The organism is Neisseria dumasiana (genome assembly GCF_022870885.1).
In the GTDB taxonomy this organism is placed as follows: domain Bacteria; phylum Pseudomonadota; class Gammaproteobacteria; order Burkholderiales; family Neisseriaceae; genus Neisseria; species Neisseria dumasiana.
In genome coordinates, this window is sequence record NZ_CP091509.1 from 283,306 (window position 1) to 304,174 (window position 20,869).

Annotated in this window: 15 protein-coding genes; 7 read left to right on the plus strand and 8 right to left on the minus strand. The window is 53.3% G+C overall.

The genetic code is table 11. The annotated features are described in order from the left end of the window. Window positions 1-44 precede the first annotated feature (44 nt). Window positions 45-2,213 carry a primosomal protein N' gene (locus LVJ88_RS01260; RefSeq protein ID WP_085418022.1) on the plus strand — a complete coding sequence of 723 codons (2,169 nt, stop codon included), beginning with the start codon at window positions 45-47 and terminating at the stop codon, window positions 2,211-2,213. 48 nt (window positions 2,214-2,261) lie between these two features. Here LVJ88_RS01260 and LVJ88_RS01265 read toward each other — a convergent pair whose 3' ends face one another. The 3 genes from LVJ88_RS01265 to dnaA form a co-directional block, all read right to left on the minus strand. Further along, entirely contained in the window at window positions 2,262-3,617 is a 1,356-nt protein-coding gene (locus LVJ88_RS01265; protein WP_054599448.1) for a TPR end-of-group domain-containing protein, read from the minus strand. Window positions 3,618-3,768: 151 nt separating this feature from the next. After that, window positions 3,769-4,872 (minus strand): DNA polymerase III subunit beta, encoded by a 1,104-nt coding sequence (dnaN, locus tag LVJ88_RS01270; protein ID WP_054599449.1) that lies wholly within the window; start codon window positions 4,870-4,872, stop codon window positions 3,769-3,771. A 19-nt stretch (window positions 4,873-4,891) separates the two neighbouring features. Then, window positions 4,892-6,439, minus strand: coding sequence for a chromosomal replication initiator protein DnaA (gene dnaA, locus LVJ88_RS01275; protein ID WP_085418021.1), 1,548 nt, complete (start codon window positions 6,437-6,439; stop codon window positions 4,892-4,894). 399 nt (window positions 6,440-6,838) lie between these two features. On the opposite strand from dnaA, the gene rpmH reads away from it, so the two are divergent. The 5 genes from rpmH (at window position 6,839) to gyrB (ending at window position 11,982) form a co-directional block, all read left to right on the plus strand. After that, window positions 6,839-6,973, plus strand: a complete 135-nt coding sequence (gene rpmH, locus LVJ88_RS01280; protein ID WP_004283944.1) for a 50S ribosomal protein L34 — start codon at window positions 6,839-6,841, stop codon at window positions 6,971-6,973. 1 nt (window position 6,974) lies between these two features. Further along, complete coding sequence (gene rnpA / locus LVJ88_RS01285; RefSeq protein WP_085418020.1) at window positions 6,975-7,313, plus strand: ribonuclease P protein component; 339 nt, start codon at window positions 6,975-6,977, stop codon at window positions 7,311-7,313. Beyond that, complete coding sequence (gene yidD / locus LVJ88_RS01290) at window positions 7,307-7,537, plus strand: membrane protein insertion efficiency factor YidD (RefSeq protein WP_085356941.1); 231 nt, start codon at window positions 7,307-7,309, stop codon at window positions 7,535-7,537. The genes rnpA and yidD overlap by 7 nt, the downstream gene beginning before the upstream one ends. A gap of 163 nt (window positions 7,538-7,700) precedes the next feature. Further along, window positions 7,701-9,347, plus strand: a complete 1,647-nt coding sequence (gene yidC / locus LVJ88_RS01295; protein ID WP_085359729.1) for a membrane protein insertase YidC — start codon at window positions 7,701-7,703, stop codon at window positions 9,345-9,347. A gap of 241 nt (window positions 9,348-9,588) precedes the next feature. Then, on the plus strand, window positions 9,589-11,982 hold the full coding sequence (gene gyrB, locus LVJ88_RS01300; RefSeq protein WP_085418018.1) for a DNA topoisomerase (ATP-hydrolyzing) subunit B: 2,394 nt from the start codon (window positions 9,589-9,591) through the stop codon (window positions 11,980-11,982). 204 nt (window positions 11,983-12,186) lie between these two features. Here gyrB and LVJ88_RS01305 read toward each other — a convergent pair whose 3' ends face one another. Together LVJ88_RS01305 and LVJ88_RS01310 are read right to left on the minus strand one after the other, a co-directional pair. Then, window positions 12,187-12,384 (minus strand): hypothetical protein, encoded by a 198-nt coding sequence (locus LVJ88_RS01305; protein WP_054599455.1) that lies wholly within the window; start codon window positions 12,382-12,384, stop codon window positions 12,187-12,189. Further along, on the minus strand, window positions 12,362-12,595 hold the full coding sequence (locus LVJ88_RS01310; RefSeq protein WP_054599456.1) for an RNA-binding S4 domain-containing protein: 234 nt from the start codon (window positions 12,593-12,595) through the stop codon (window positions 12,362-12,364). The genes LVJ88_RS01305 and LVJ88_RS01310 overlap by 23 nt, the downstream gene beginning before the upstream one ends. Before the next feature lie 289 nt (window positions 12,596-12,884). Here LVJ88_RS01310 and LVJ88_RS01315 point away from each other — a divergent pair, with 289 nt between their 5' ends. Beyond that, window positions 12,885-14,414, plus strand: a complete 1,530-nt coding sequence (locus tag LVJ88_RS01315) for a catalase (RefSeq protein ID WP_085356937.1) — start codon at window positions 12,885-12,887, stop codon at window positions 14,412-14,414. Between the two features lie 137 nt (window positions 14,415-14,551). Here the strand turns inward: LVJ88_RS01315 and LVJ88_RS01320 are convergent, their stop codons facing one another. From LVJ88_RS01320 to ppk2, 3 genes are all read right to left on the minus strand, one after another. After that, window positions 14,552-15,943, minus strand: a complete 1,392-nt coding sequence (locus tag LVJ88_RS01320; RefSeq protein WP_244694177.1) for a DEAD/DEAH box helicase — start codon at window positions 15,941-15,943, stop codon at window positions 14,552-14,554. Window positions 15,944-16,317: 374 nt separating this feature from the next. Continuing rightward, window positions 16,318-19,542 carry an exodeoxyribonuclease V subunit gamma gene (gene recC, locus LVJ88_RS01325; protein WP_085418964.1) on the minus strand — a complete coding sequence of 1,075 codons (3,225 nt, stop codon included), beginning with the start codon at window positions 19,540-19,542 and terminating at the stop codon, window positions 16,318-16,320. 236 nt (window positions 19,543-19,778) lie between these two features. Then, the gene (gene ppk2 / locus LVJ88_RS01330; protein ID WP_085355947.1) at window positions 19,779-20,720 is read right to left on the minus strand and encodes a polyphosphate kinase 2; all 942 of its coding nucleotides are present in this window, start codon (window positions 20,718-20,720) and stop codon (window positions 19,779-19,781) included. Between the last annotated feature and the right edge of the window lie 149 nt (window positions 20,721-20,869).

A 20,869-nucleotide genomic window follows, 5' to 3' on the forward strand; every position in this document is an offset into this window, starting at 1 on the left:
GGCCGTCTGAAATCTTTTCAGACGGCCTCGGTTATAATACCCGCATGAACTACCACCACATCGCGCTCAACATCCCCATTTCAGACGGTCTCTTAACCTACGGCCACCCGACCGCCTTGCCCAAAGGCTGTCGGGTGGTGGTGCCGTTTCGCGGCAAGCCCGTTGTCGGCGTGGTGTGGGCGAACGGCGTAACGCCGGAGATTGACGCGGCGAAAATCCTGCCGGTTCAGACGGCCTTTACCGACGAACCGCTGTTTCCCGAAAGCTGGTGCAAGCTGCTGGCGTTCACTTCGCGCTATTACCATTATCCGCTCGGGCAGGCCGTGTTTACCGCGCTGCCGTTGGGTTTGAAAGAAGCCAAGCCTGTTGAAACCCCGCAGCCGCCGCAGTTTTATGCTTTGAACGAAGCAGGCAAAGCGCAAATCCCGCCGCCGGAGCGTTTCCACAAAAAACACGCCTTGTGGCAGGCTTTGCTTTCAGACGGCCTCAGCATGGCGGCCTTGAAACACATCCACAACCAAGCGCCGAAGCTGCTGCAAGAATGGACGGAAAACGGCTGGATACGCACCGCCCAAGCCGCCGCGCCCGTGTTGAGGCCGTCTGAACACCGATTAAACACCGAGCAGCAAGCCGCCGCGCAAGCCGTTCAGACGGCATCCGATACCTTCAAACCCTTCCTGCTCTACGGCATCACCGGCAGCGGCAAAACCGAAGTCTATTTCGACGTGATGGCCAAAGTGTTGGCGGCGGGTAGGCAAGTGCTGTTTCTGCTGCCCGAAATCAACCTTACGCCGCAACTGATCAAGCGCGTGGAAGCCCGTTTTGCCGACGTGCCGACCGCCGTGCTGCACAGCCAAACCGCAGCAGGCAAGCGCACGCAAGACTATCTGCGCGCCATGCTCGGGCAAGCCAAACTGATTATCGGCACGCGGCTGGCCGTGTTCACCCCGCTGCCCGATTTGGGCTTGGTGGTGGTGGACGAAGAACACGATTCCTCGTTCAAACAAGACAACGAACTGCGCTACCACGCCCGCGATTTGGCCGTTTGGCGCGCACGGCAAAGCAGTTGCCCCGTCGTGCTCGGCAGCGCCACCCCCAGTTTGGAAAGCTGGCACAAAGCACAAACCGGCGCGTACCAACTGCTGGAGCTGACCGAACGCGCCCATTCCGCCGCCCAACTGCCGCAAGTCGACATCTTAGACGTACGCCGCCTGCCGCTCGACAACGGCTTCTCGCCGCAAGCCCTGAAACTGCTCAAAACCAACCACGAACAAGGCGGCATGTCGCTGGTGTATCTCAACCGACGCGGCTTCGCACCCGCCCTGTTTTGCGGCGACTGCGGCCACACCTTCGGCTGCCCGCGCTGCTCCGCCAAAATGGTGCTGCACCAACGCGCCCGCCAACTGCGCTGCCACCATTGCGATTTCAGACAGCCCGTACCCTACAAATGCCCCGAATGCGGCAACCAAGACCTCACCGCCGTCGGCCACGGCACCCAACGCGTCGAAGAAACCCTGCGCAACTTCATCCCGCAAGCCAAAATCGCCCGCGTCGACCGCGACAGCACCGCCCACAAAAACGACTGGGCCGATTTATACCGACGCATCGCCGCCAACGACATCGACATCCTCGTCGGCACCCAAATGCTCGCCAAAGGCCACGACTTCGCACGGCTGAACCTCGTGATCGTATTAAACGCCGACGGCAGCCTCTACAGCGCCGACTTCCGCGCCCCCGAAAGACTGTTTTCCGAACTGATGCAGGTTTCCGGCCGGGCAGGGCGCGCCGAAGCCGCCGGCAAAGTGCTTATCCAAACCCAACTGCCCGAACACCCCGTATTCGCTGCCGTAAAGGCACAAAATTACCGCATCTTCGCCGAAAACGAGCTGAACGAACGGCAAACATTCAATATGCCGCCCTTCGGTTTTCAGACGGCCATCCGCGCCGATGCCGTCAAAATCGACGAAGCCGTGCAGTTTCTCAATGACATCCAAGCCGTTACCCAACCGCTGCTGCCCGAAACCGTATCCGCCTTCGGCCCCGTGCCCATGCTGATGGCGCGGCTGGCCGAACGCGAACGCGCGCAAATGTTTTTAGAATCCGCCTCCCGCAAAGACCTACACCACGCCGTAAGCCTGTGGGTGCAAGTGTTGCAGCAGTACCGCGACGGCAAAGTAAGATGGTCGGTGGATATCGACCCGCAAGAGATGTGAAGAGGCCGTCTGAAAAAGTTTTCAGACGGCCTTTAAGGTTATGAATGGTTAGCTTTCGGCAGAAGATTCGGGAAAAGCCTCTTTAAACCATGCTTGGAATTCGGGGGTGTTGCGGATGTTGTTGAAAACTTCACCCTCTTTAATGTTAGCTATTTCAGGCAAATCATTTTCCTGTCGTGCTAAGCGTAATTGGGCGATTGCTTCAGACGTATTGCCTTCTAGCGCATATAAGCAGGCATTTATATATGCTAATTCATTTTCAAATTGTGGATAATCATTTAAGAATTTGTCTATTAAGTAACGTGCTTGTTGCAATTCGTCAGTTTTTAGATGTAGATGTTTATAGAGCAAAAGTATCAACCAGTTTTTTACCGTTAAATAACTTTTATGATTTACAGCTAGTGCATATTGATAATATTTTTCAGCTTGCTCCCATTGTTTCTTTGCTTCATCTATTTTCTTTTCTTGTAATAAGGTGGAGGCTTCTTTATGGAAAAGAGTTCCCATATTCTCTGCACTCTCATCGCTAGCCGGGTTAACTTGTAGAACTTTTTTGTAATGTTCGTCACTTTCTTTAAACCAGTAGGCTTGTTGGTCGCGGTTACTTTTGTCGTACAGAAAGCACGCTTGAAGGCCGGCGTTGAAGTTAGCGTGTCCATCTTGATTATCTTGTTGTAGTACAGCCTGCCAAGCATAAAATGCTTGCAAATAGTCTTGATAAATTTTGCTTTGATCAGCTTTGTCAGATAGCAGGATAGCTTGGGCGCGTAGTTGTTCGATGAGGGGAATATCGTTGTGTTCCGCTAAATCTTTGGCTGCTTCGATGCTCTCTTTCTGTTGTTTGCTTTCTTTATCTTGTGCTTGAGAGCTATATTTTTTCATTTGCTCAGACAGTTTGGCGATTTCGTTTGTACTTTCTTTTGCTTGAGAGTGGAAACTCTGAATTTCATCTAAATGTGCCTGTGCATTTGAGGCGCTTTCTTTAGCTTGGGCGGCTAAGGTTTGTGCTTTCTCTGAGTGTTCTTTGGCTTGGTTAAGTATGGCCGTGGATTCGGCAAGCATTTTTTCTTTTTCTCGTCGAGATACCATATAAGGAATTGCGATGCCTACTATAGCTGCGAATATAGCAATAAAGGACAGCCACCAGTTGATCGTTTCCTGCTGGTTTTCCACCACTTTTTGGTCAGTAGCCAGTATTTTTTCTTGCAGCTTTAATTCGAGTTCTTTTAAATCGTTTTTTCCGATTATGTCAGATGTTTTGATTGATTCTGCTGGTGTTTCAATAGCTGGATTGTTCGCAGCCGTATGATTGGACTGAACCGATGTATTTGCTGCTGCCGAAAAGGAAAACATCAAGCCAAATATCAGGCAGGTGAGAGATGAAATAAGAATACGTTTGTTCATAAGGCTATCCCATTCAAGATGCGCGTAATTATAACGGCTAAACTGCAAAAAGTATGTTGTGAATGAAGCGGATAGAGATTGAACAGTATGAGGCCGTCTGAAAATGATTTTTCAGACGGCCTCATGTTTCTAACCTGAATCAAGACACGGATTAGATGCGCATCGGCATCACGATGTATTTGAAATTGGGGTTGTTCGGAATGGTGAACAGGGTGGAGCGGTTGGCGTCGCCGAAGGCAAGCTGCATGTCGTCGGCGTGTACGTTGCGCAATACGTCCATCAGGTAGCCGATGTTGAAGCCGACTTCGAGTTCGTCGCCCTGATAGGCGATTTCCAATTCTTCTCGGGCTTCTTCCTGCTCGTTGTTGCTACACACAACGCTCAACAGGCCGGGGCGCAGCAGCAGTCGGGCACCGCGGAATTTTTCGTTGGCGAGAATGGCGGCGCGTTCGAGAGCGCCGAGCAGCTGGGTGCGGTTAACCAAAAAGATTTTGTCGTTGTCGAGCGGAATCACGCGGTTGAAGTCGGGGAATTTGCCGTCCACCACTTTGCTGACGATCACGGTGTCGTTGCAGCGGAAGCGTACTTGGTTGTTGAGCAGCTCTACGGTAATCGGTTCGGCGGGGTGGTTGAGCAGTTTGAAGAGTTCGAGCACGGTTTTGCGCGGCAGAATCACTTCGGCTTTGGGCAGGTCGGCGTCGATGGTGGTGCAGGAATAGGCGAGGCGGTGGCCGTCGGTGGCGACCAGGCGCAGTTGGTCGCCTTCTACCTGCATCAACAGGCCGTTGAGGTAGTAGCGGATGTCTTGCACGGCCATGCTGTACTGCACTTGGGAAAGCATGTTTTTAAAGGCTTCCTGCGGCAGTGAAAAGGCGGCGCTCACGTTTTCGCCTACGCTCATCAGGGGGAAATCTTCTGCGGGCAGGGTTTGCAGGTTAAAGCGTGATTTGCCTGCTTTGAGGGTAAGGCGGTTTTGCGCCCAGTCGAGTGCGACGAGCGAGCCGTCGGGCAGGGCGCGCAAAATATCTTGCAGCTTTTTGGCATTGGTGGTGATGCGGAAGTCTTCGGCTTCGCTGTGGGGGCCGGAGGTGTTGATTTGGATTTCCAAATCGGTAGCCAGAATATTGGTTTGCCCGTGAAGGTTTTCGAGCAATACGTTCGACAGAATCGGCAGCGTGTGGCGGCGTTCGACGATGCCGGTAACGGCTTGCAGGGGTTTGAGCAGGGCATCGCGTTCGGCTTGTAAAATCAACATGGTCATCCCTTCGGGCTAATCAGTTTTGGATAATAATTAACAGTTTTTCGTAATCCTGCGCCAATTCGGGGTCTTCTTCGCGCAGTTTGGCTATGGCTTTTACGCCGTGCATCACGGTGGTGTGGTCGCGGCCGCCGAAGGCGTCGCCTATGCTGGGCAGGCTCAGATTGGTCAGCTCTTTGGTGAGGCTCATGGCAATCTGGCGCGGGCGGGCGATATTCCGTGTGCGTTTTTTGCCTACTATATCACTCATCTTGATGCGGTAGTATTTTGCGGTGGCATCGATAATCAGGTCGGCGGTAATCACTTTATACGAGCTGGCTACGATGTCTTGCAGGGCGTTTCGTGCCAAATCGATGTCGATCGGTTTGTTTAAAAAGCGGCTGCTGGCACTCACGCGGTTGAATGCGCCTTCGAGTTCGCGCACGTTGGAGCGGATGAGGTTGGCAATGAAAAAGGCGGCGTCTTCGTTTAAATCGACACCGGCGGTTTCGGCTTTTTTCTGCAAAATGGCCACGCGCATTTCCAGCTCGGGCGGCTCCAGTTCGAGCGTCAGCCCCCATGAAAATCGTGATTTCAGGCGGGCATCCATGTCTTCGATTTTGGTGGGCAATACGTCGCAGGTAAGAATGAGCTGTTTTTTCTTGTTGTGGAAATGGTTGTACAAATAGAAAAACTCTTCCATTGTACGGTCTTTGCCCTTAATAAACTGGATGTCGTCGATGATTAAGAGGTCGTATTGTTTGTATTGTTGTTTGAATACGTCATAACTGTTGGTGCGCACGGCATTCATAAAGCTGCGCACATAATCATCGGAGTGCATGTAGCGCACTTTGGCATCGGGTTTGTTTTTCAGCAGCTCGTTGCCGATGGCCTGAACCAAATGGGTTTTGCCCAAACCGGTGCTGCCGTAAAGGAAGAAAGGGTTGTAGCCCTGCCCGGGGTTTTCGGCAATAGATTGTGCGGCAGCTGCGGCGATGCGGTTTCCCTTACCTTCTACTAAAGTTTCAAAAGTGTAGTCGGATGAAAGGTTGGTTTGCGCGTAGTGGTCTTCTTTAGGTTGCGCAGGCACGCTTTTGGGTTTGGCTGCGGGTTTGTTTTCTACAACGGTTTTTTTGCTGCGGCTGCCTTCGGCGGGCAAATGCTTCATGCGCTCGGCCAAAATATCTTGGGCGCTTTTGGCTGAGGCAGGTTTGCTGGCTGTTGCCGCTTTGTTTTCAGACGGCATCGTAGGTGCTTCGGTATGGCTGTCGAGGCCGTCTGAAACCTTTGCCGCTGTTGTGTTAACTTGTTTATCCGCTTGCGGGGCGATGGTATAGCTTTGCCCGCTGCCGGCTTTAAACAGCAGGGCGGGCATGTCGGGCGCCAACTCTGCGCGCGCGGCTTCGATGGCGGCAGAAAAGCTGTTTTTGAGCATGTTTACGGTAAATTGGTTTTTACAGTAAACCACCCAAGTGCCGTTTTCTTCGCCAACGGTCAACGGTGCAATCCAGGTTTGGAACTGTTGCATCGGAAGGGTGTCGTGAAGTCGGCGGAGGCATTGCGGCCAAAATTCTGCAAGCGTCATATTGTGGATTGCCTGATGTGCGGTTGTGTATAACGACAGGGAGTCTGTGAAAAAGTTTTGTTAAACAATAAATTATTGATTTTTCAGACGGCCTGTTGCATAGGTGGACAGATTCGGCGGATTATACCGAAAATTATCCACAACCGCCATTTTCGCAACACCGGCGCCAAGCCTGAAACTTTTGTAAATTCGCGTCTGAGACACTTTTTTGAGTTGTACGTCGCCCCTTTGCTTGCGTATCTATAATGATACGTTTGCACTCGCCTTGCTGCTGTGTCTTGGGCTGCTTTTGCGTTTAAGGGTTTTGCACAGGTCTCAAGCTGCTTTTTTAATTGACAAAAGCGGATATTTAAGGTGTAATTCGCGGTTTAATTTTCTGAAAAAACTTAGGAAACAGACATGAAACGCACTTATCAACCTTCCGTTACCCGCCGCAAACGCACCCACGGTTTCTTGGTACGCTCTAAAACCCGTGGCGGCCGCGCCGTTTTGGCTGCGCGTCGTGCCAAAGGCCGCAAACGTTTGGCTGTGTAACTTGAGCCAAGGCTTCGCCAAGCGTTACCGCTTATTGAAAACGGATGACTTTTCATCCGTTTTTGCGTTTAAAAAACAACGGAGCGCACCGATGCTGCAAGTGTTTTTCCTGTCGGAAAACGGTTTGCCGCATGCCCGTTTGGGATTGGTGGTCAGCAAAAAAAACGCCAAACGCGCACATGAGCGCAATTATATGAAGCGGGTGATACGCGAATGGTTCCGTTGCCACAAAACAACTTTGCCGCCGTATGATTTTGTGGTTCGCGTCCGCCAGCGGTTCGACCGCAGCAATGCCGATGAAGCCCGGCGGCAATTGGCCGGGCTGATGCGGAAATGCTGAAGCTCAAAAACATACCTGCCAAATTGTTGTTGGCGTTGATCCGTTTTTACCAGTATGCCATTAGCCCGCTGATTCCGCCGCGTTGCCGCTATACGCCGACCTGTTCGCAGTATGCGGTAGAAGCGGTAAAAAAATACGGGGCATTCAAAGGCGGCTGGCTGGCATTAAAGCGCATTGCCCGTTGCCATCCGTGGGGCGGCTGCGGGCATGATCCCCTACCTTGATGTGCAGTAGGAATATTGTTCGGCCGGCCGTTATCGGTTTTTTATATAATGCCGTCCGAAACAAACGGTGCTTGTTTGGCTTGGGGCTAAAGTTTGACCCGAACCACTTTGAAACAGGCGGCGGCTTGCGGGTCGCGCACTCACAGTACCATTAGGATATTCTATGGAAACTAAAAGACTTGTCATATTTTTCGCCATTGCAGCGGCGATTTTGTTTGGGTGGGAGCAGATGTTCCCGACGCCCAAACCTAATCCTGCCCGGCAACAGGCCGTACAAAACCAAGCGGCGCCAAACCAAGCAGTTCCGGCTGCGGCCGCATTAACGCCGTCCGTGCCGGTTACCGTAACAACCGATACGGTTAAAGCGGTGATTGATGAAAAAACCGGCGATCTGCGCGGCCTGACTTTGTTGAAATACAATGCCAGCAGCGATGAAAGCAAAGATTTCGTGCTGTTTAACGACAGCAAAGCCTACACTTATGTGGCTCAGTCCGAATTGTTAAATTCAGACGGCCAAAACGTGTTGAAAGATATTGCATTTACTGCACCGCAAAAACAATACAGCCTCAACGGCGACAAAGTGGAAGTGCGTTTAAGCGCGCCCGAAACCGCCGGCTTGAACATCAATAAAATCTACACCTTCACTAAAGGCAGCTACCTGATCGACGTGCGTTACGACGTAACCAACAATAGCGGCGCGCCGGTGAAATTGGATGCCGTGTACCGTTTGCTGAGAGACAACAGCAAACCGGAAGGCGAAGGTTATTTCAACCAAACCTACGCAGGCCCTGTGGTCTATACCCCGTCGGGCGAGTTTGAAAAAGTGCCGTTCGATGATTTGGACGACGATTACCAATCCGGCAAAGATCAAGCCGAATATGTGCGCAAAACCGACAGCGGCTGGCTGGGCATGATTCAGCATTACTTCATGTCTACTTGGATTCTGCAGCCTAAAGACGGCCAAAGCGTTTGTGCCGCAGGTGCCTGCCAAATCGATTTGAAACGCCGCAGCGACAATTTGTATTCGGCTTCCGTGCGTGTGCCGATGCCCGCCATTCAAAACGGTTCTAAACTCGATTTTCCCGTAGGCTTATATGCCGGCCCGCAAACCACCAGCGTGATCAGTAAAGTGGCAGACAATCTGCAATTGGCTAAGGATTACGGCAAAGTGCATATTTTCGCTTCACCGTTGTTCTGGCTGCTTGACAAGCTGCACGGTTTTGTAGGCAACTGGGGTTGGGCGATTGTTTTGCTTACCATTATTGTGAAAGCGATTCTGTATCCGCTCACCAATGCTTCTTACCGTTCGATGGCCAAAATGCGTGCCGTCGCTCCGCGTTTGCAGGCTTTGAAAGAGAAATACGGCGACGACCGTATGGCGATGCAGCAGGCCATGATGCAGATGTATAAAGACGAGAAAATCAACCCGCTCGGCGGCTGTTTGCCTATGCTGCTGCAAATCCCTGTATTCATCGGTTTGTATTGGGCGATTTTCTCTTCGGTAGAGTTGCGCCAAGCTCCGTGGATCGGTTGGATTACCGATTTGAGCCGTCCCGACCCGTGGTTTATTCTGCCGATTATCATGGCGGCTACCATGTTCATTCAAACGTATTTAAACCCGCCGCCCACCGATCCGATGCAGGCGAAAATGATGAAAATCATGCCGGTTATTTTCTCGGTAATGTTCTTCTTCTTCCCCGCAGGTTTGGTGCTTTACTGGGTAGTGAATAATATTCTGACTATTTTCCAGCAGTGGTATATCAATAAAAGTATTGAAAAACAACGTGCGGCAGGCGAAGTGGTTTCATAATGCAGGCATGTTGGGAGCATAACGGAGGCCGTCTGAAAAAGTTTTTTCAGACGGCCTTTTTGTTTTTATGCCGTTTGGCCTGCAAACGATTTCCAAACTATGCAAAAACGCTTAAAAACGCTGAAAATACATGGGAATTCGGGTATAATCCGCAAGTTATTTTTCCGCTCGGCAACACTTTTTCGCCCCGCGGTTTTTCAAGCAACACAGCCAGTTTACATCAGCAAGAAAAGAATCGATTATGACCCAGCAGCAACAAGAATACGGTGCCGAGAGCATACAGGTGCTCGAAGGTTTGGATGCGGTACGCAAACGTCCGGGTATGTATATCGGCGACACGCAAGACGGCTCCGGCCTGCACCATATGGTGTTTGAAGTGCTGGACAACGCCATCGACGAAGCACTGGCCGGCCATTGCGACAAAATCACCGTGGCCGTCAATGCCGACAATTCCATCACCATCGAAGACAACGGCCGCGGTATTCCTACCGGCATCCATCCCAAAGAAGGGCGTTCTGCCGCCGAAGTGATTATGACCGTTTTGCATGCGGGCGGAAAATTCGATAACAACAGCTATAAAATTTCAGGCGGCCTGCACGGTGTGGGCGTATCGGTGGTAAACGCACTGTCCGATTGGTTGCGTTTGACCATCTATCGGGAAGGCAAAGAGCATTTTGTCGAATTCCGCCGCGGCGTGGCTGTCGAGCCGCTTAAAGTGCTGGGCGATGCGCCCGAAGGCCATACCGGCACCAAAGTGCAGTTTCTTGCCAGCGAAGAAACCTTCGGCGAAGTGGAATACCATTTCGATATTTTGGCCAAGCGTATCCGCGAGTTATCGTTTTTGAACAACGGTGTGGGCATCAAACTTACCGATATGCGCGACGGCAAAGAGGAAGACTTCGCATTCTCCGGCGGTGTGGCCGGTTTCGTTCAATACATGAACCGCAAAAAAACGCCGCTGCACGAAAAAATCTTCTATGCCTCCGGCGAAAAAGACGGCATGGGCGTTGAAGTGGCCATGCAATGGAACGACAGCTATCAAGAATCCGTGCAGTGCTTCACCAACAACATTCCCCAGCGCGACGGCGGCACCCATTTAACCGCGTTGCGCCAAGTGATGACCCGCACCATCAACAGCTATATCGAAGCCAACGAAATTGCCAAAAAAGCCAAAGTCGATACCAGCGGCGACGATATGCGCGAAGGTTTGACTTGCGTACTGTCGGTTAAATTGCCCGACCCGAAATTTTCTTCGCAAACCAAAGACAAACTCGTTTCCAGCGAAATCGGCCCCGTGGTTAACGAAGTCATCAGCCAAGCCTTAACCGACTTTCTCGAAGAAAACCCCAACGAAGCCAAAACCATTTGCAGCAAAATCGTTGATGCCGCGCGTGCCCGCGAAGCCGCCCGCAAAGCCCGCGAAATTACCCGCAGAAAAGGCGTGATGGACGGCTTGGGTTTGCCGGGCAAGTTGGCAGACTGTCAGGAAAAAGACCCCGCTTTATCCGAGTTGTATCTGGTCGAGGGGGATTCGGCCGGCGGCTCTGCAAAACAAGGCCGCGACCGTAAATTCCAAGCCATTCTGCCGCTGAAAGGCAAGATTCTCAACGTAGAAAAAGCCCGCTTTGAAAAAATGCTGGCCAGCCAAGAGGTTGCCACTCTGATTACCGCTTTGGGCGCGGGCATCGGCAAAGAAGAGTTCAATCCCGAAAAACTGCGTTACCACCGTATTATCATCATGACCGATGCCGATGTGGACGGCGCGCACATCCGCACCTTGCTGCTCACTTTCTTCTACCGTCAGATGCCGGAGTTGGTCGAGCGCGGCTACATCTATATCGCCCAGCCGCCGCTGTATAAAGCCAAGCACGGCAAGCAGGAACGTTATTTGAAAGACGAATTTGAGAAAGACCAATGGCTGCTCGGTTTGGCATTGGATAAAGCCAAAATCGTTTCAGACGGCCGCACCATTGAAGGTGAAGAATTGGCAAAAGTGGCCAAGCAGTTTTTATTGGCCAGAAACGTGGTGGAGCAAGAAAGCCGCGTTATTGATGATTTGGTGCTCAAAGCCATGCTGCATGCCGAGCCTGTGGATTTGTCGTCGGCAGAAAGTACCGATGCGGCCATCGCTTCATTAGGTTCGCTGCTGAATGAAAAAGAAGTGGCTTTGGAGCGGGTGGACGGTCACGAAGGCGGACACTTCATTAAAATTACCCGCAAGCTGCACGGTAATGTGATGGTCAGCTATATCGAACCGAAGTTTGCAGGCAGCAAGGCTTATCAAACCTTGTCGCAAACCGCCGCCATGCTCAAAGGCTTGGTGGGGGAAAACGCCAAATTGTATAAAGGTGAAAACGAATACGATATTGCTGATTTTGAAGACGCTTTGAATATTTTGATGACAAACGCTCAAAAAGGTATGACTATCCAGCGTTACAAAGGTTTGGGCGAGATGAACCCCGAGCAGTTGTGGGAAACCACGATGGATCCCGCCGTGCGCCGTTTGCTCAAAGTACGCATTGAAGACGCAATTGCCGCCGATGAAGTGTTTGTTACCTTGATGGGCGACGAAGTCGAGCCACGCCGTGCGTTTATCGAAAACAATGCGTTGGTGGCCCAAAACATTGATGCTTGATGAAGGCTGCCTTCCTGTAACCGTAAAAATGTAAAAGTGCTGCAACCGGTTGTTGCAAAGCTTTTAACCTGGGAGACAACAGGCATCAATCAAACGTAAGGCCGTCTGAAAAAACCATTCAGACGGCCTCACTTTATGGATAGGCAGTGTCGTAAAAGCAAGTTGATTGACTGTACACAACCCGCCTGAGCTTTTCGGCATGTTTTATTCTTGAGAGCTGTTGTTTTCAGCGGCCTGTTGCTCGCGCCAGATTTTCTGCTGTTCGTCGTATTTGGCCTTTTCATTCCAATAAATCGTTTGAATGCAGGCATCGCCGCAATCGCTGCCGCAGCATTCCCATGCTTCGGGCCGGATGGGTTCGGGGAGCAAATCTTCCGCTTTAAGTTTCGGGGTCGTATCCATCTAATATCTCCAACACCGCGCCGTCGAACTCAATGACATCGCCACCGCGTATCTTGGCTGTTTTACGGGTTTCCGTTTCGCCGTTGCGCAATACTTCGCCTGCGGCAATGGCTGCTTTGGCTTGCCCGCCGCTGTCGGTCAGGCCGGCCAATTTCAACAGGTCGCACAAAGCGATGTATTCGTTATCTTCTAAATAAACGGTTGCTTGCATGATTTTTTGTGTTATGGTGGTGTGATAACCTGTATTTTACGTCAAAATAAAAAGGTTCGATAATGTTAAAATAAACTATTGGTATTCAATTTTTGATTTAAAATAACTAAATTAAATCGAAGCCATAGTTTTAATAGCGAAAATCTTGCTGTATAGTTCGATCCATAGATTAAAGCAAATGAAATAAAGGGCTTCTGCCATCGTTTTAGATAACATTTGCTGTTGTACGCTGAACAAACACACACACATTTTTTTTTAAACTATCGACATTTTTTAAGGAGCACAAACCATGTCCAAATGTCCTGTAACCCACTTAACCATGAACAACGGCGCGCCCGTTGCCGATAACCAAAACAGCCTGTCTGCCGGTCCGCGCGGCCCGCTGTTGACTCAAGATATATGGCTTCATGAAAAACTGGCCAACTTCGTGCGCGAAGTGATTCCCGAGCGTCGTATGCACGCTAAAGGTTCCGGTGCTTTCGGTACGTTCACCGTTACCCACGACATCACTCAATATACCAAAGCCAAAATTTTCAGCCAAGTAGGCAAAAAAACCGAAATGTTCGCCCGCTTTACCACAGTAGCCGGTGAGCGCGGTGCGGCCGATGCCGAGCGCGACATCCGCGGTTTCGCCCTGAAGTTCTACACTGAAGAAGGCAACTGGGATATGGTGGGTAACAACACGCCCGTATTCTTCATGCGTGACCCGCGTAAATTCCCCGATTTGAACAAAGCGGTAAAACGCGATCCGCGCACCAATATGCGTTCCGCCACCAACAACTGGGACTTCTGGACCCTTCTGCCCGAAGCCTTCCACCAAGTAACCGTTGTGATGAGCGACCGCGGTATTCCTGCTTCTTACCGTCACATGCACGGTTTCGGCAGCCATACTTACAGCTTCATTAATGCACAAAACGAGCGTTTCTGGGTGAAATTCCATTTCCGTACCCAACAAGGCATTAAAAACCTGACTAACGAAGAAGCTGCCGCAATCATTGCCGATGACCGCGAAAGCCATCAGCGCGACCTGTATGAGTCTATCGAGAAAGGCGATTTCCCGAAATGGACCATGTATATCCAAGTGATGCCTGAAGCCGACGCAGAAAAAGTGCCTTACCATCCGTTTGACTTGACCAAAGTATGGCCCAAAGGCGATTACCCGCTGATCGAAGTAGGTGAGTTCGAACTGAACCGCAACCCTGAAAACTTCTTTGCCGATGTTGAGCAGTCTGCCTTTGCACCGAGCAATCTGGTTCCCGGTATCAGCGTATCTCCCGACCGCATGTTGCAAGCCCGCTTGTTTAACTATGCCGACGCACAGCGTTACCGCTTGGGTGTGAACCACCATCAAATTCCGGTGAACGCACCGCGCTGCCCCGTACACAGCAATGCCCGCGACGGTCAAGGCCGTGTTGACGGAAACTACGGCAGCACCCTGCATTACGAGCCGAACAGCTTCGGCCAATGGCAAGACCAAGCCCAATACGCCGAGCCGCCTTTGAAAATCAACGGTGATGCGGCACATTGGAACTACCGTGAAGACGACTCAGACTACTTCAGCCAACCGCGTGCCTTGTTCAACTTGATGAACAACGAGCAGAAAGAAGCCCTGTTCAAAAACACGGCTGCCGGTATGGGTGATGCGCTGGACTTCATCAAACACCGCCACATCCGCAACTGCTATGCTTGCGATCCGGCTTACGGTGAAGGTGTTGCCAAAGCTCTGGGTATGACTGTTGCCGACGCAATGGCTGCCTACAAAACCGACCCCGCTATGGGCCAACCCGGTTTGTTGGACTTCAGCGATTACAAAGCATAAGTCGTTGTTGAGTTTGAAACCTTATTGAATTAAGGTAATTGTAAAGGCCGTCTGAAATTTTCAGACGGCCTTTGGTTTTGAAACAGTAATCACAGTAGGGCGGCATCTCCGCCCGCCGTTTCAGGTTATGTAGCCAGTCAAGCGCCGTAATTGGGTTGGAGCAAAGCGCATTGGGGGCGTTCGCGGCGGCTGCGGCGGCTGCGTCCGGCGATTTTGCCGCAGGCTGCTCCGGGGTCGGTGGCGCGTTCGGCTTGGCGTTCGTTGCGGCTGTCGCGTTGGCGGGCTTCGCGGGGAGGGCGTTCGCTGCGCTCGCTGCGTTCGCGGCGGCTGCGTGTTGAAGCAGCCGGTGCGGCAACGGTTTCGGCGGGGTTGCCCCACCAGCTCGGTTCGAAGCCTTCGATGCGTTCTACTTCGATGGTGCTGCCGGTCAGCTCTTTGATAGCTTCGAACATTTTTTGTTCTTGTTCGTCCATCAATGAGATGGCTACGCCGTCGGCACCGGCGCGTCCGGTGCGCCCGATGCGGTGGACGTAGTCTTCGGGCTGGGTGGGCAGTTCGTAGTTGATGACGAAGGGCAGTTCGGCGATGTCGAGACCGCGGGCGGCTACGTCGGTGGCAACCAGCACGCGCAGCGAGCCTTCTTTGAAGGCGTTGAGGGTTTCGAGACGGTTTTGCTGCGATTTGTCGCCGTGAATGGCTTGGGCGGCGATTTGGCGGCGCAGGAGATCGCGGGTTACTTGGTCGACGCTTTGTTTGGTTTTGCAGAACACAATCACTTGGTTCATGCATAAATCGACGATCAGCCGTTCGAGCAGGTTGCGCTTGCGCATGGTGTCGACGGCGATAACGTGCTGTTCGACGTTGGCGTTGGTGGTGTTTTGGGCGGCCACTTCCACTTGCTCGGGGCTGTTCATGAAGTCTTGCGCCAGCTTGCGGATGGGCGGGGCGAAGGTGGCGGAAAACAGTAGGGTTTGGCGTTGCTTCGGCAGCATCTGCATGATGGTGCGGATGTCGTCGATAAAGCCCATGTCGAGCATACGGTCGGCTTCGTCGAGTACGACGATTTCGACTTTGCTGAAGTTGATGTTTTTTTGTTTTACATGGTCGAGCAGGCGGCCGACGGTGGCGACGACGATTTCGCAGCCGGCGCGCAGGTCGGCGGTTTGTTTGTCCATGTTGACGCCGCCGAAAAGTACGGTGTGGCGCAACGGCAGGTTTTTAATGTAGTTTTGTACGTTTTGGTCGATTTGGTCGGCCAGCTCGCGGGTGGGGGTCAGCACCAGCATGCGCACGGGGTGCATGGCGGGGGAGGTGCTGGGGGTGGCGTAGCGTTTGAGCCGCTCGAGGCTGGGCAGCATGAAGGCGGCGGTTTTGCCGGTGCCGGTTTGGGCGGCGGCGAGAAGGTCGTGTCCGGCCAAGGCCTTGGGAATGGCGGCGGCCTGAATCGGCGTGGGGGTTTCGTAGCCTTGGTCGGTGAGGGCGGCAACGATTTCGCTGCCCAAGCCGAGAGATGAGAAAGTCGGGTTCATGGTTTTGTACTTTTGTTTTCGTTTCAGACGGCCTGTTTTGTTGGCGGATGCCGTCTGAATGGGTTAACGGTCGGGTAGGGCGTTGTGTTGTGATCAGGATACGGGAAGCCGGTGCTTAATCTGTGGTGGCGTTGCGTTGGGCTTCACCGGGGCGGGCGGTTTTGGTTGTTGCCTGCCGAAGGAAAACGGGTGCTTATTATGCCATAAATTGCGGGGCTTTTTAGCTGCCTGAGCAGGCGGGTGTGTTTCTGTTCGGGGTTAAGGTATGAGGCCGTCTGAAAGCTTTGGTTCCCAATTGGGGTGAAGGGGCGGAAATGTTTTAACGAAGCTCGCAAGTTCGCTTTCAGACGGCCTTATGTTTCAGACGGCCTTTTTCAATCGTTTTCCGTCGGCGGTGCGGTGAGTTCGATTAAAGGGGCGAGCAGGTCTGCGGTGATGTTCCAAAAGAGGGTGGAAGCGGTGGGGTCTTCTTCATCGCTGCCGAACACCAGCGCGACTTCGGGATAGCTTTTTTGGCCGGCCGTGTGCGAGCCGCCGTGGTAAAGCTTATAGGCTTCGCTTAAGGCTTTACTTTGGTCGTTGGTTTTATTCCATTCTTGGGCAGCTTTGTAATTCACGCGCGGGAAGAACGGCAGCGGGCGGCTTTGGCCTATTTGGTAATACTCCAGCCATTGTTGCAGGGCTTCGGCTGCTTTTTGTTGCGGAATCTCGATGAGGGTTTGCGGTTGTTCGGGCAGCAGGATATGGGTTTGGTACTGTTCGGTTTCAGACGGCCTCACGGCGCAGAAAATCAAATGTTCGAGTAAAACGGCGAGCTGTTCGGGCGCTTTGAATGCTTGACCGGGGAAGTAAATCTGCCCGTGGCGGTAAAGATGGTTGAGGCTGCCTTCGAGGGTGTGCGCGCCGACGGTAAGGGTGTAGGGCGCGGGCGGCAGTTTGGGGCTGGTCACTAAGGTGTGGTCGAGCGATTTGGCGGCGGTTTGGAAACGGTTTTGCCACAGTGCGCCCAATTCGCCTGCGGGCAGCAGGCTTTCGGCTTGCAGGCGGCTTTCGAGGCGGCCGAAGTCTTCGTTATGGCGGCGGGCGGCGGTGTATTCGGCGGTGATGCGTGCGGATTGTTGCGGCTCGAAAGGTTCGGCGGCATCCCATGCTTGGTCGCGGTAGGGTTTCTGCCAATGCAGGGTGTTGTGCAGCCAGTTGCGGACGGGGTTTTTCCAAAAGCGGATAAATTCGTGGTGGGCAACGGTGTGGGCGGGTTCGGCTTCTTGCAGCGGCGTACTGAAGAAAGGCAAGGGTGTTTCGGGCGGGCGGTTGAGGGCTTCGGCGTAATCGCTGCGGGTGCTGCCGAGGCCGTCTGAAAGGGCTTCGGGGGTGAAATAACGGTGCGAGAAGGGTTGCAGCGGGTGCTGTTTTATCCAATGTTTGTGCAGCTCTTGTGAAGAGCGGCCGGTCATGGCGGCGAGGGTGTCGATGAGTTCGCCGAGCAGGGCGGAGGGGGCAAGGGGCTGGTCGGTGCGGATGTCGCGGCCGATATAGGATAGGTAAAGGATATGGCGCGCGCTCATCACGGCTTCGAGAAACAGGTAGCGGTCGTCGTCGCGGCGGGCGCGGTCGCCTTTTTGCGGGTGGCGGGCGATGAGGTCGAAGGCGGCGGCTTTGGTGTTGCGGGGGAAGTCGCCGTCGTTGAGGCCGAGCAGGCAGATCATTTTGAAGGGCAGGCTGCGCATCGGCACCATGCTGCAAAAGGTGATGCCGCCGCGTAGAAATCCGGCTTGGCTTTCGCTGTCGAGAAAGCGGCCGATGTGACGGATAACGGTTTGGCGCGGCAAGGTGCCGCTAAAGCCTGCCAGTTCGGCTTCTTCCTGCCAGCGGGCGAGGGCTTGGGTAAGTCGCTGCCAAGCGTATTGGCCGTCGGTATCGGTGGCGGTCAGGGCGGCAGTAAGGTTGCGGATGCGTTCCGTCCATTCCGGCACGGAGGCGGGTTGCCGCCACAGGCGGGCGGTTGCGGTGAGGGTGCGGATAAGTGCGCTGAAGCGGCTGAGTACGGCGGTGTGGTTGGGGTTGGCGTGCCATGCGCTGATGCGCTGCCACAGCGGGTGGCGGCTTTCGGGCAGCATCCAGCCGAGGGCGAGGCGTTCCAGCCCTTGTTGCCAAGTAAACAGATTGTTGGTGCCGCCGCGCATGTGTTCGTCGGTGCCCCAGTGTACGTTGAGTGCGGCGATGGTGTCGTGCAGCAGCGGCAGGTCGTCGCGGGTCAGCTCGAAGCGTTGTAGCACAAGGTCGTTTTCGAGCAGCGGCAGCAGCAGGTTGACTTCAAAACGGCTTTCGAGCAGCTCCAGGGCTTGGGCGAGTGCTTGAAACAGGGGTTGGCGGCGGCTGATTTTAACGTCGGATACCGAATAGGGCAGGGCGCGGCTGCCTGCCTGCTGTTGCCCGAACACGGCTTCGATAAAGGGGCTGTAGGGTTCGATATCGGGCGTGAGTACGGCGATGTCGTGCGGCTGCCAATCGGGATGCTGATCGAGCACTTGCAGCAGTTTGTCTTTGAGAATGTGCAGTTCGCGCAGGGGGCTGTGCGCGGATACGGCCTGTATCGATCCGTCGTTTAAGTCGGGTTGGGGCAGGCCGTTTGGGTTTTCAGACGGCATCGACAGGGTTTGGATGTCGTATTGCAAACGCCGCAGCAGCGTGGGCGGGGCCGTCTGAAAAGGTTCTTCGTCGAATACGGAAATTTCGTGTTTGGGTATGTCGGTGAGCGCGTCGAAAAAGTCGCGCCCCTGTTTGCCCAGCGAAGCGAGCAGCGGGTGGCCGGAAAGGCTTAAATCGGCATCGTCTTCCTGTTGGAGGATTTGCGCCGCTTCAATTACGTTGCCCCAATAGCCGCTGCTGGGGTTGAGCGCGAAAATGTGCACGTCGCAATGTTCGGCCAGCGCCTGCAACAGTTGCAGATACATCGGTGCCATGGTGGCGATGCCGAAAACACAGTAGCGGCGGGGCAGGTGCTGCGGGTCGAGCGAATCGAGCAGCTGCCGCCACAAGCCGACGCGGTGCGGGGTGTGTTGCGAGCCGTCGTCGAGATAACGCCACAAAACGGCCTGCCATGCTTCGTCGCCGCCCAAGCCGACGGTTTTGCCCTGCTGCCAAGCGTCTATCCATTGCGGGCGGTACACGAGGTATTGGTCGAAAATATCGGCCAGTTGTCCGGCAAGCTGGTAGGCTGCGGTAGGGCTGTCGGCAAGATAGCTGTGCAGGGCTTCATGCACGGGAAGGTATTCGGCGGCCGTCTGAAAACCGCTGCTTTGAAACAGGTCGAGCAGCCGCCAACGCATCACTTCGGGAAAAAACGGGCTGAGTGCGGGAATGCCCGGAATAAACCGCCGCATCAGCTGCCATGCCAAGCCGGCGGGCAGGCTGAAATTCAGGTTGGCCGCAATGCCGGTTTCGCGCGCCAGATAGGTGTTGAGATACCGCCGCATGCCTTGGCTCTGCACCACGATTTCTTCCGGCTCGAAAGGGTTTTCGGGCGGTTGCAGGCGGTGTACCTGAGCAAACAGGGCGGCTAAGTCTTCGAGGCGGTTGGACTGGTAGAGGTAAAGCATGGCGGGTGCGGGGCGATAATTAATAGGGCGATTATAATCAAATACGGGCGGGGCTTCTGAAAAAAGCTGGGCAGGGTATAGTTCATCCGCTTCAATTTAATAACAAAACCGTCATGTTCCGGCATGACGCATTTGTTAAGTTGACTGACTATGTCGGGCGGTGAATCCGGGTAGTTTAAGGCCGTCTGAACCATGCGTTTCAGACGGCCTGACGCTTTGGGTGTGTTGCCGGAAACTTAATCGGCAATGATATCGAAATTATTATCGGTGAACTTGGTGTCCGGCACTTTCACAATCAGCGGGTCCACTTCGCCGATGGCTTTCAAGTCTTTGCCCGGGTAGTCGAGAGAGTGCAGGAAGTAGCGGATACAGTTCAAGCGGGCGCGTTTTTTATCGTCTGATTTAATAATCGTCCACGGTGCGTCGCCGGTGTGCGTGTGGAAGAACATCGCGTTTTTCGCATCGGTGTAGTCGTCCCAGCGGTCGAGCGACTGAATATCCACGGGCGAAAGTTTCCAGTGTTTCAGCGGATCGTCGCGGCGGGAAATAAAGCGGCGCAACTGCTCTTCGCGGCTCACCGAAAACCAGAATTTAAACAGATGGATACCGCTGGCCACCAGCATACGCTCGAATTCGGGCGTTTGGCGCATAAACAGCAGGTATTCGTGCGGCTGGCAGAAGCCCATCACACGCTCTACACCGGCGCGGTTGTACCAAGAACGGTCGAAAAACACGATTTCGCCGGCGGTGGGCAGATTTTGGATATAGCGTTGGAAATACCATTGGCCGCGTTCGGTTTCGGTAGGCTTTTCCAAAGCCACCACGCGTGCGCCGCGCGGGTTTAAATGTTCCATATAACGTTTGATCGTGCCGCCTTTGCCTGCGGCGTCGCGCCCTTCAAACAGGCCGACGATGCGCTGGCCGGTGTCTTTCACCCAGCTTTGCACTTTCAACAGCTCGATTTGCAGCTTCTTTTTTTCTTTTTCATAAACGCTGCGGCTCATGCGTGTGCGGTAGGGATAATTTTCAGGAAGGGGCGCAGAACCGGAGTCTTCGGGGCTGACACGGCCTTTATGCTCCAAAACCGCTTTTTCAAACACTTTCAATTCTGCTTTTTTATCGCCCAGCGTTACCGGCTCGAAGGGTTTTAACTGCTGCTCTGCGGGTTGGTCGGTCATATTGGCTGCTCCTTTTGTTAAGTAGGTGATTAATATGTATAACTATTGTCAATCTGATTCTACTCCTTTTTACATAAACAAACAAAAAACGCTAAAGGAAATGACAGCGTTTTTTGCCCGGCCGCCACACACCCCGCGCACCGAAAAAG

Bases quoted from the DNA above. Each gene is read 5' to 3' on its own strand.
- LVJ88_RS01260 (WP_085418022.1), top strand. From the start codon at position 45: ATGAACTACCACCACATCGCGCTCAACATCCCCATTTCAGACGGTCTC.
- LVJ88_RS01265 (WP_054599448.1), bottom strand. From the start codon at position 3,617: ATGAACAAACGTATTCTTATTTCATCTCTCACCTGCCTGATATTTGGC.
- dnaN (WP_054599449.1), bottom strand. From the start codon at position 4,872: ATGTTGATTTTACAAGCCGAACGCGATGCCCTGCTCAAACCCCTGCAA.
- dnaA (WP_085418021.1), bottom strand. From the start codon at position 6,439: ATGACGCTTGCAGAATTTTGGCCGCAATGCCTCCGCCGACTTCACGAC.
- rpmH (WP_004283944.1), top strand. From the start codon at position 6,839: ATGAAACGCACTTATCAACCTTCCGTTACCCGCCGCAAACGCACCCAC.
- yidD (WP_085356941.1), top strand. From the start codon at position 7,307: ATGCTGAAGCTCAAAAACATACCTGCCAAATTGTTGTTGGCGTTGATC.
- yidC (WP_085359729.1), top strand. From the start codon at position 7,701: ATGGAAACTAAAAGACTTGTCATATTTTTCGCCATTGCAGCGGCGATT.
- gyrB (WP_085418018.1), top strand. From the start codon at position 9,589: ATGACCCAGCAGCAACAAGAATACGGTGCCGAGAGCATACAGGTGCTC.
- LVJ88_RS01305 (WP_054599455.1), bottom strand. From the start codon at position 12,384: ATGGATACGACCCCGAAACTTAAAGCGGAAGATTTGCTCCCCGAACCC.
- LVJ88_RS01310 (WP_054599456.1), bottom strand. From the start codon at position 12,595: ATGCAAGCAACCGTTTATTTAGAAGATAACGAATACATCGCTTTGTGC.
- LVJ88_RS01315 (WP_085356937.1), top strand. From the start codon at position 12,885: ATGTCCAAATGTCCTGTAACCCACTTAACCATGAACAACGGCGCGCCC.
- LVJ88_RS01320 (WP_244694177.1), bottom strand. From the start codon at position 15,943: ATGAACCCGACTTTCTCATCTCTCGGCTTGGGCAGCGAAATCGTTGCC.
- recC (WP_085418964.1), bottom strand. From the start codon at position 19,542: ATGCTTTACCTCTACCAGTCCAACCGCCTCGAAGACTTAGCCGCCCTG.
- ppk2 (WP_085355947.1), bottom strand. From the start codon at position 20,720: ATGACCGACCAACCCGCAGAGCAGCAGTTAAAACCCTTCGAGCCGGTA.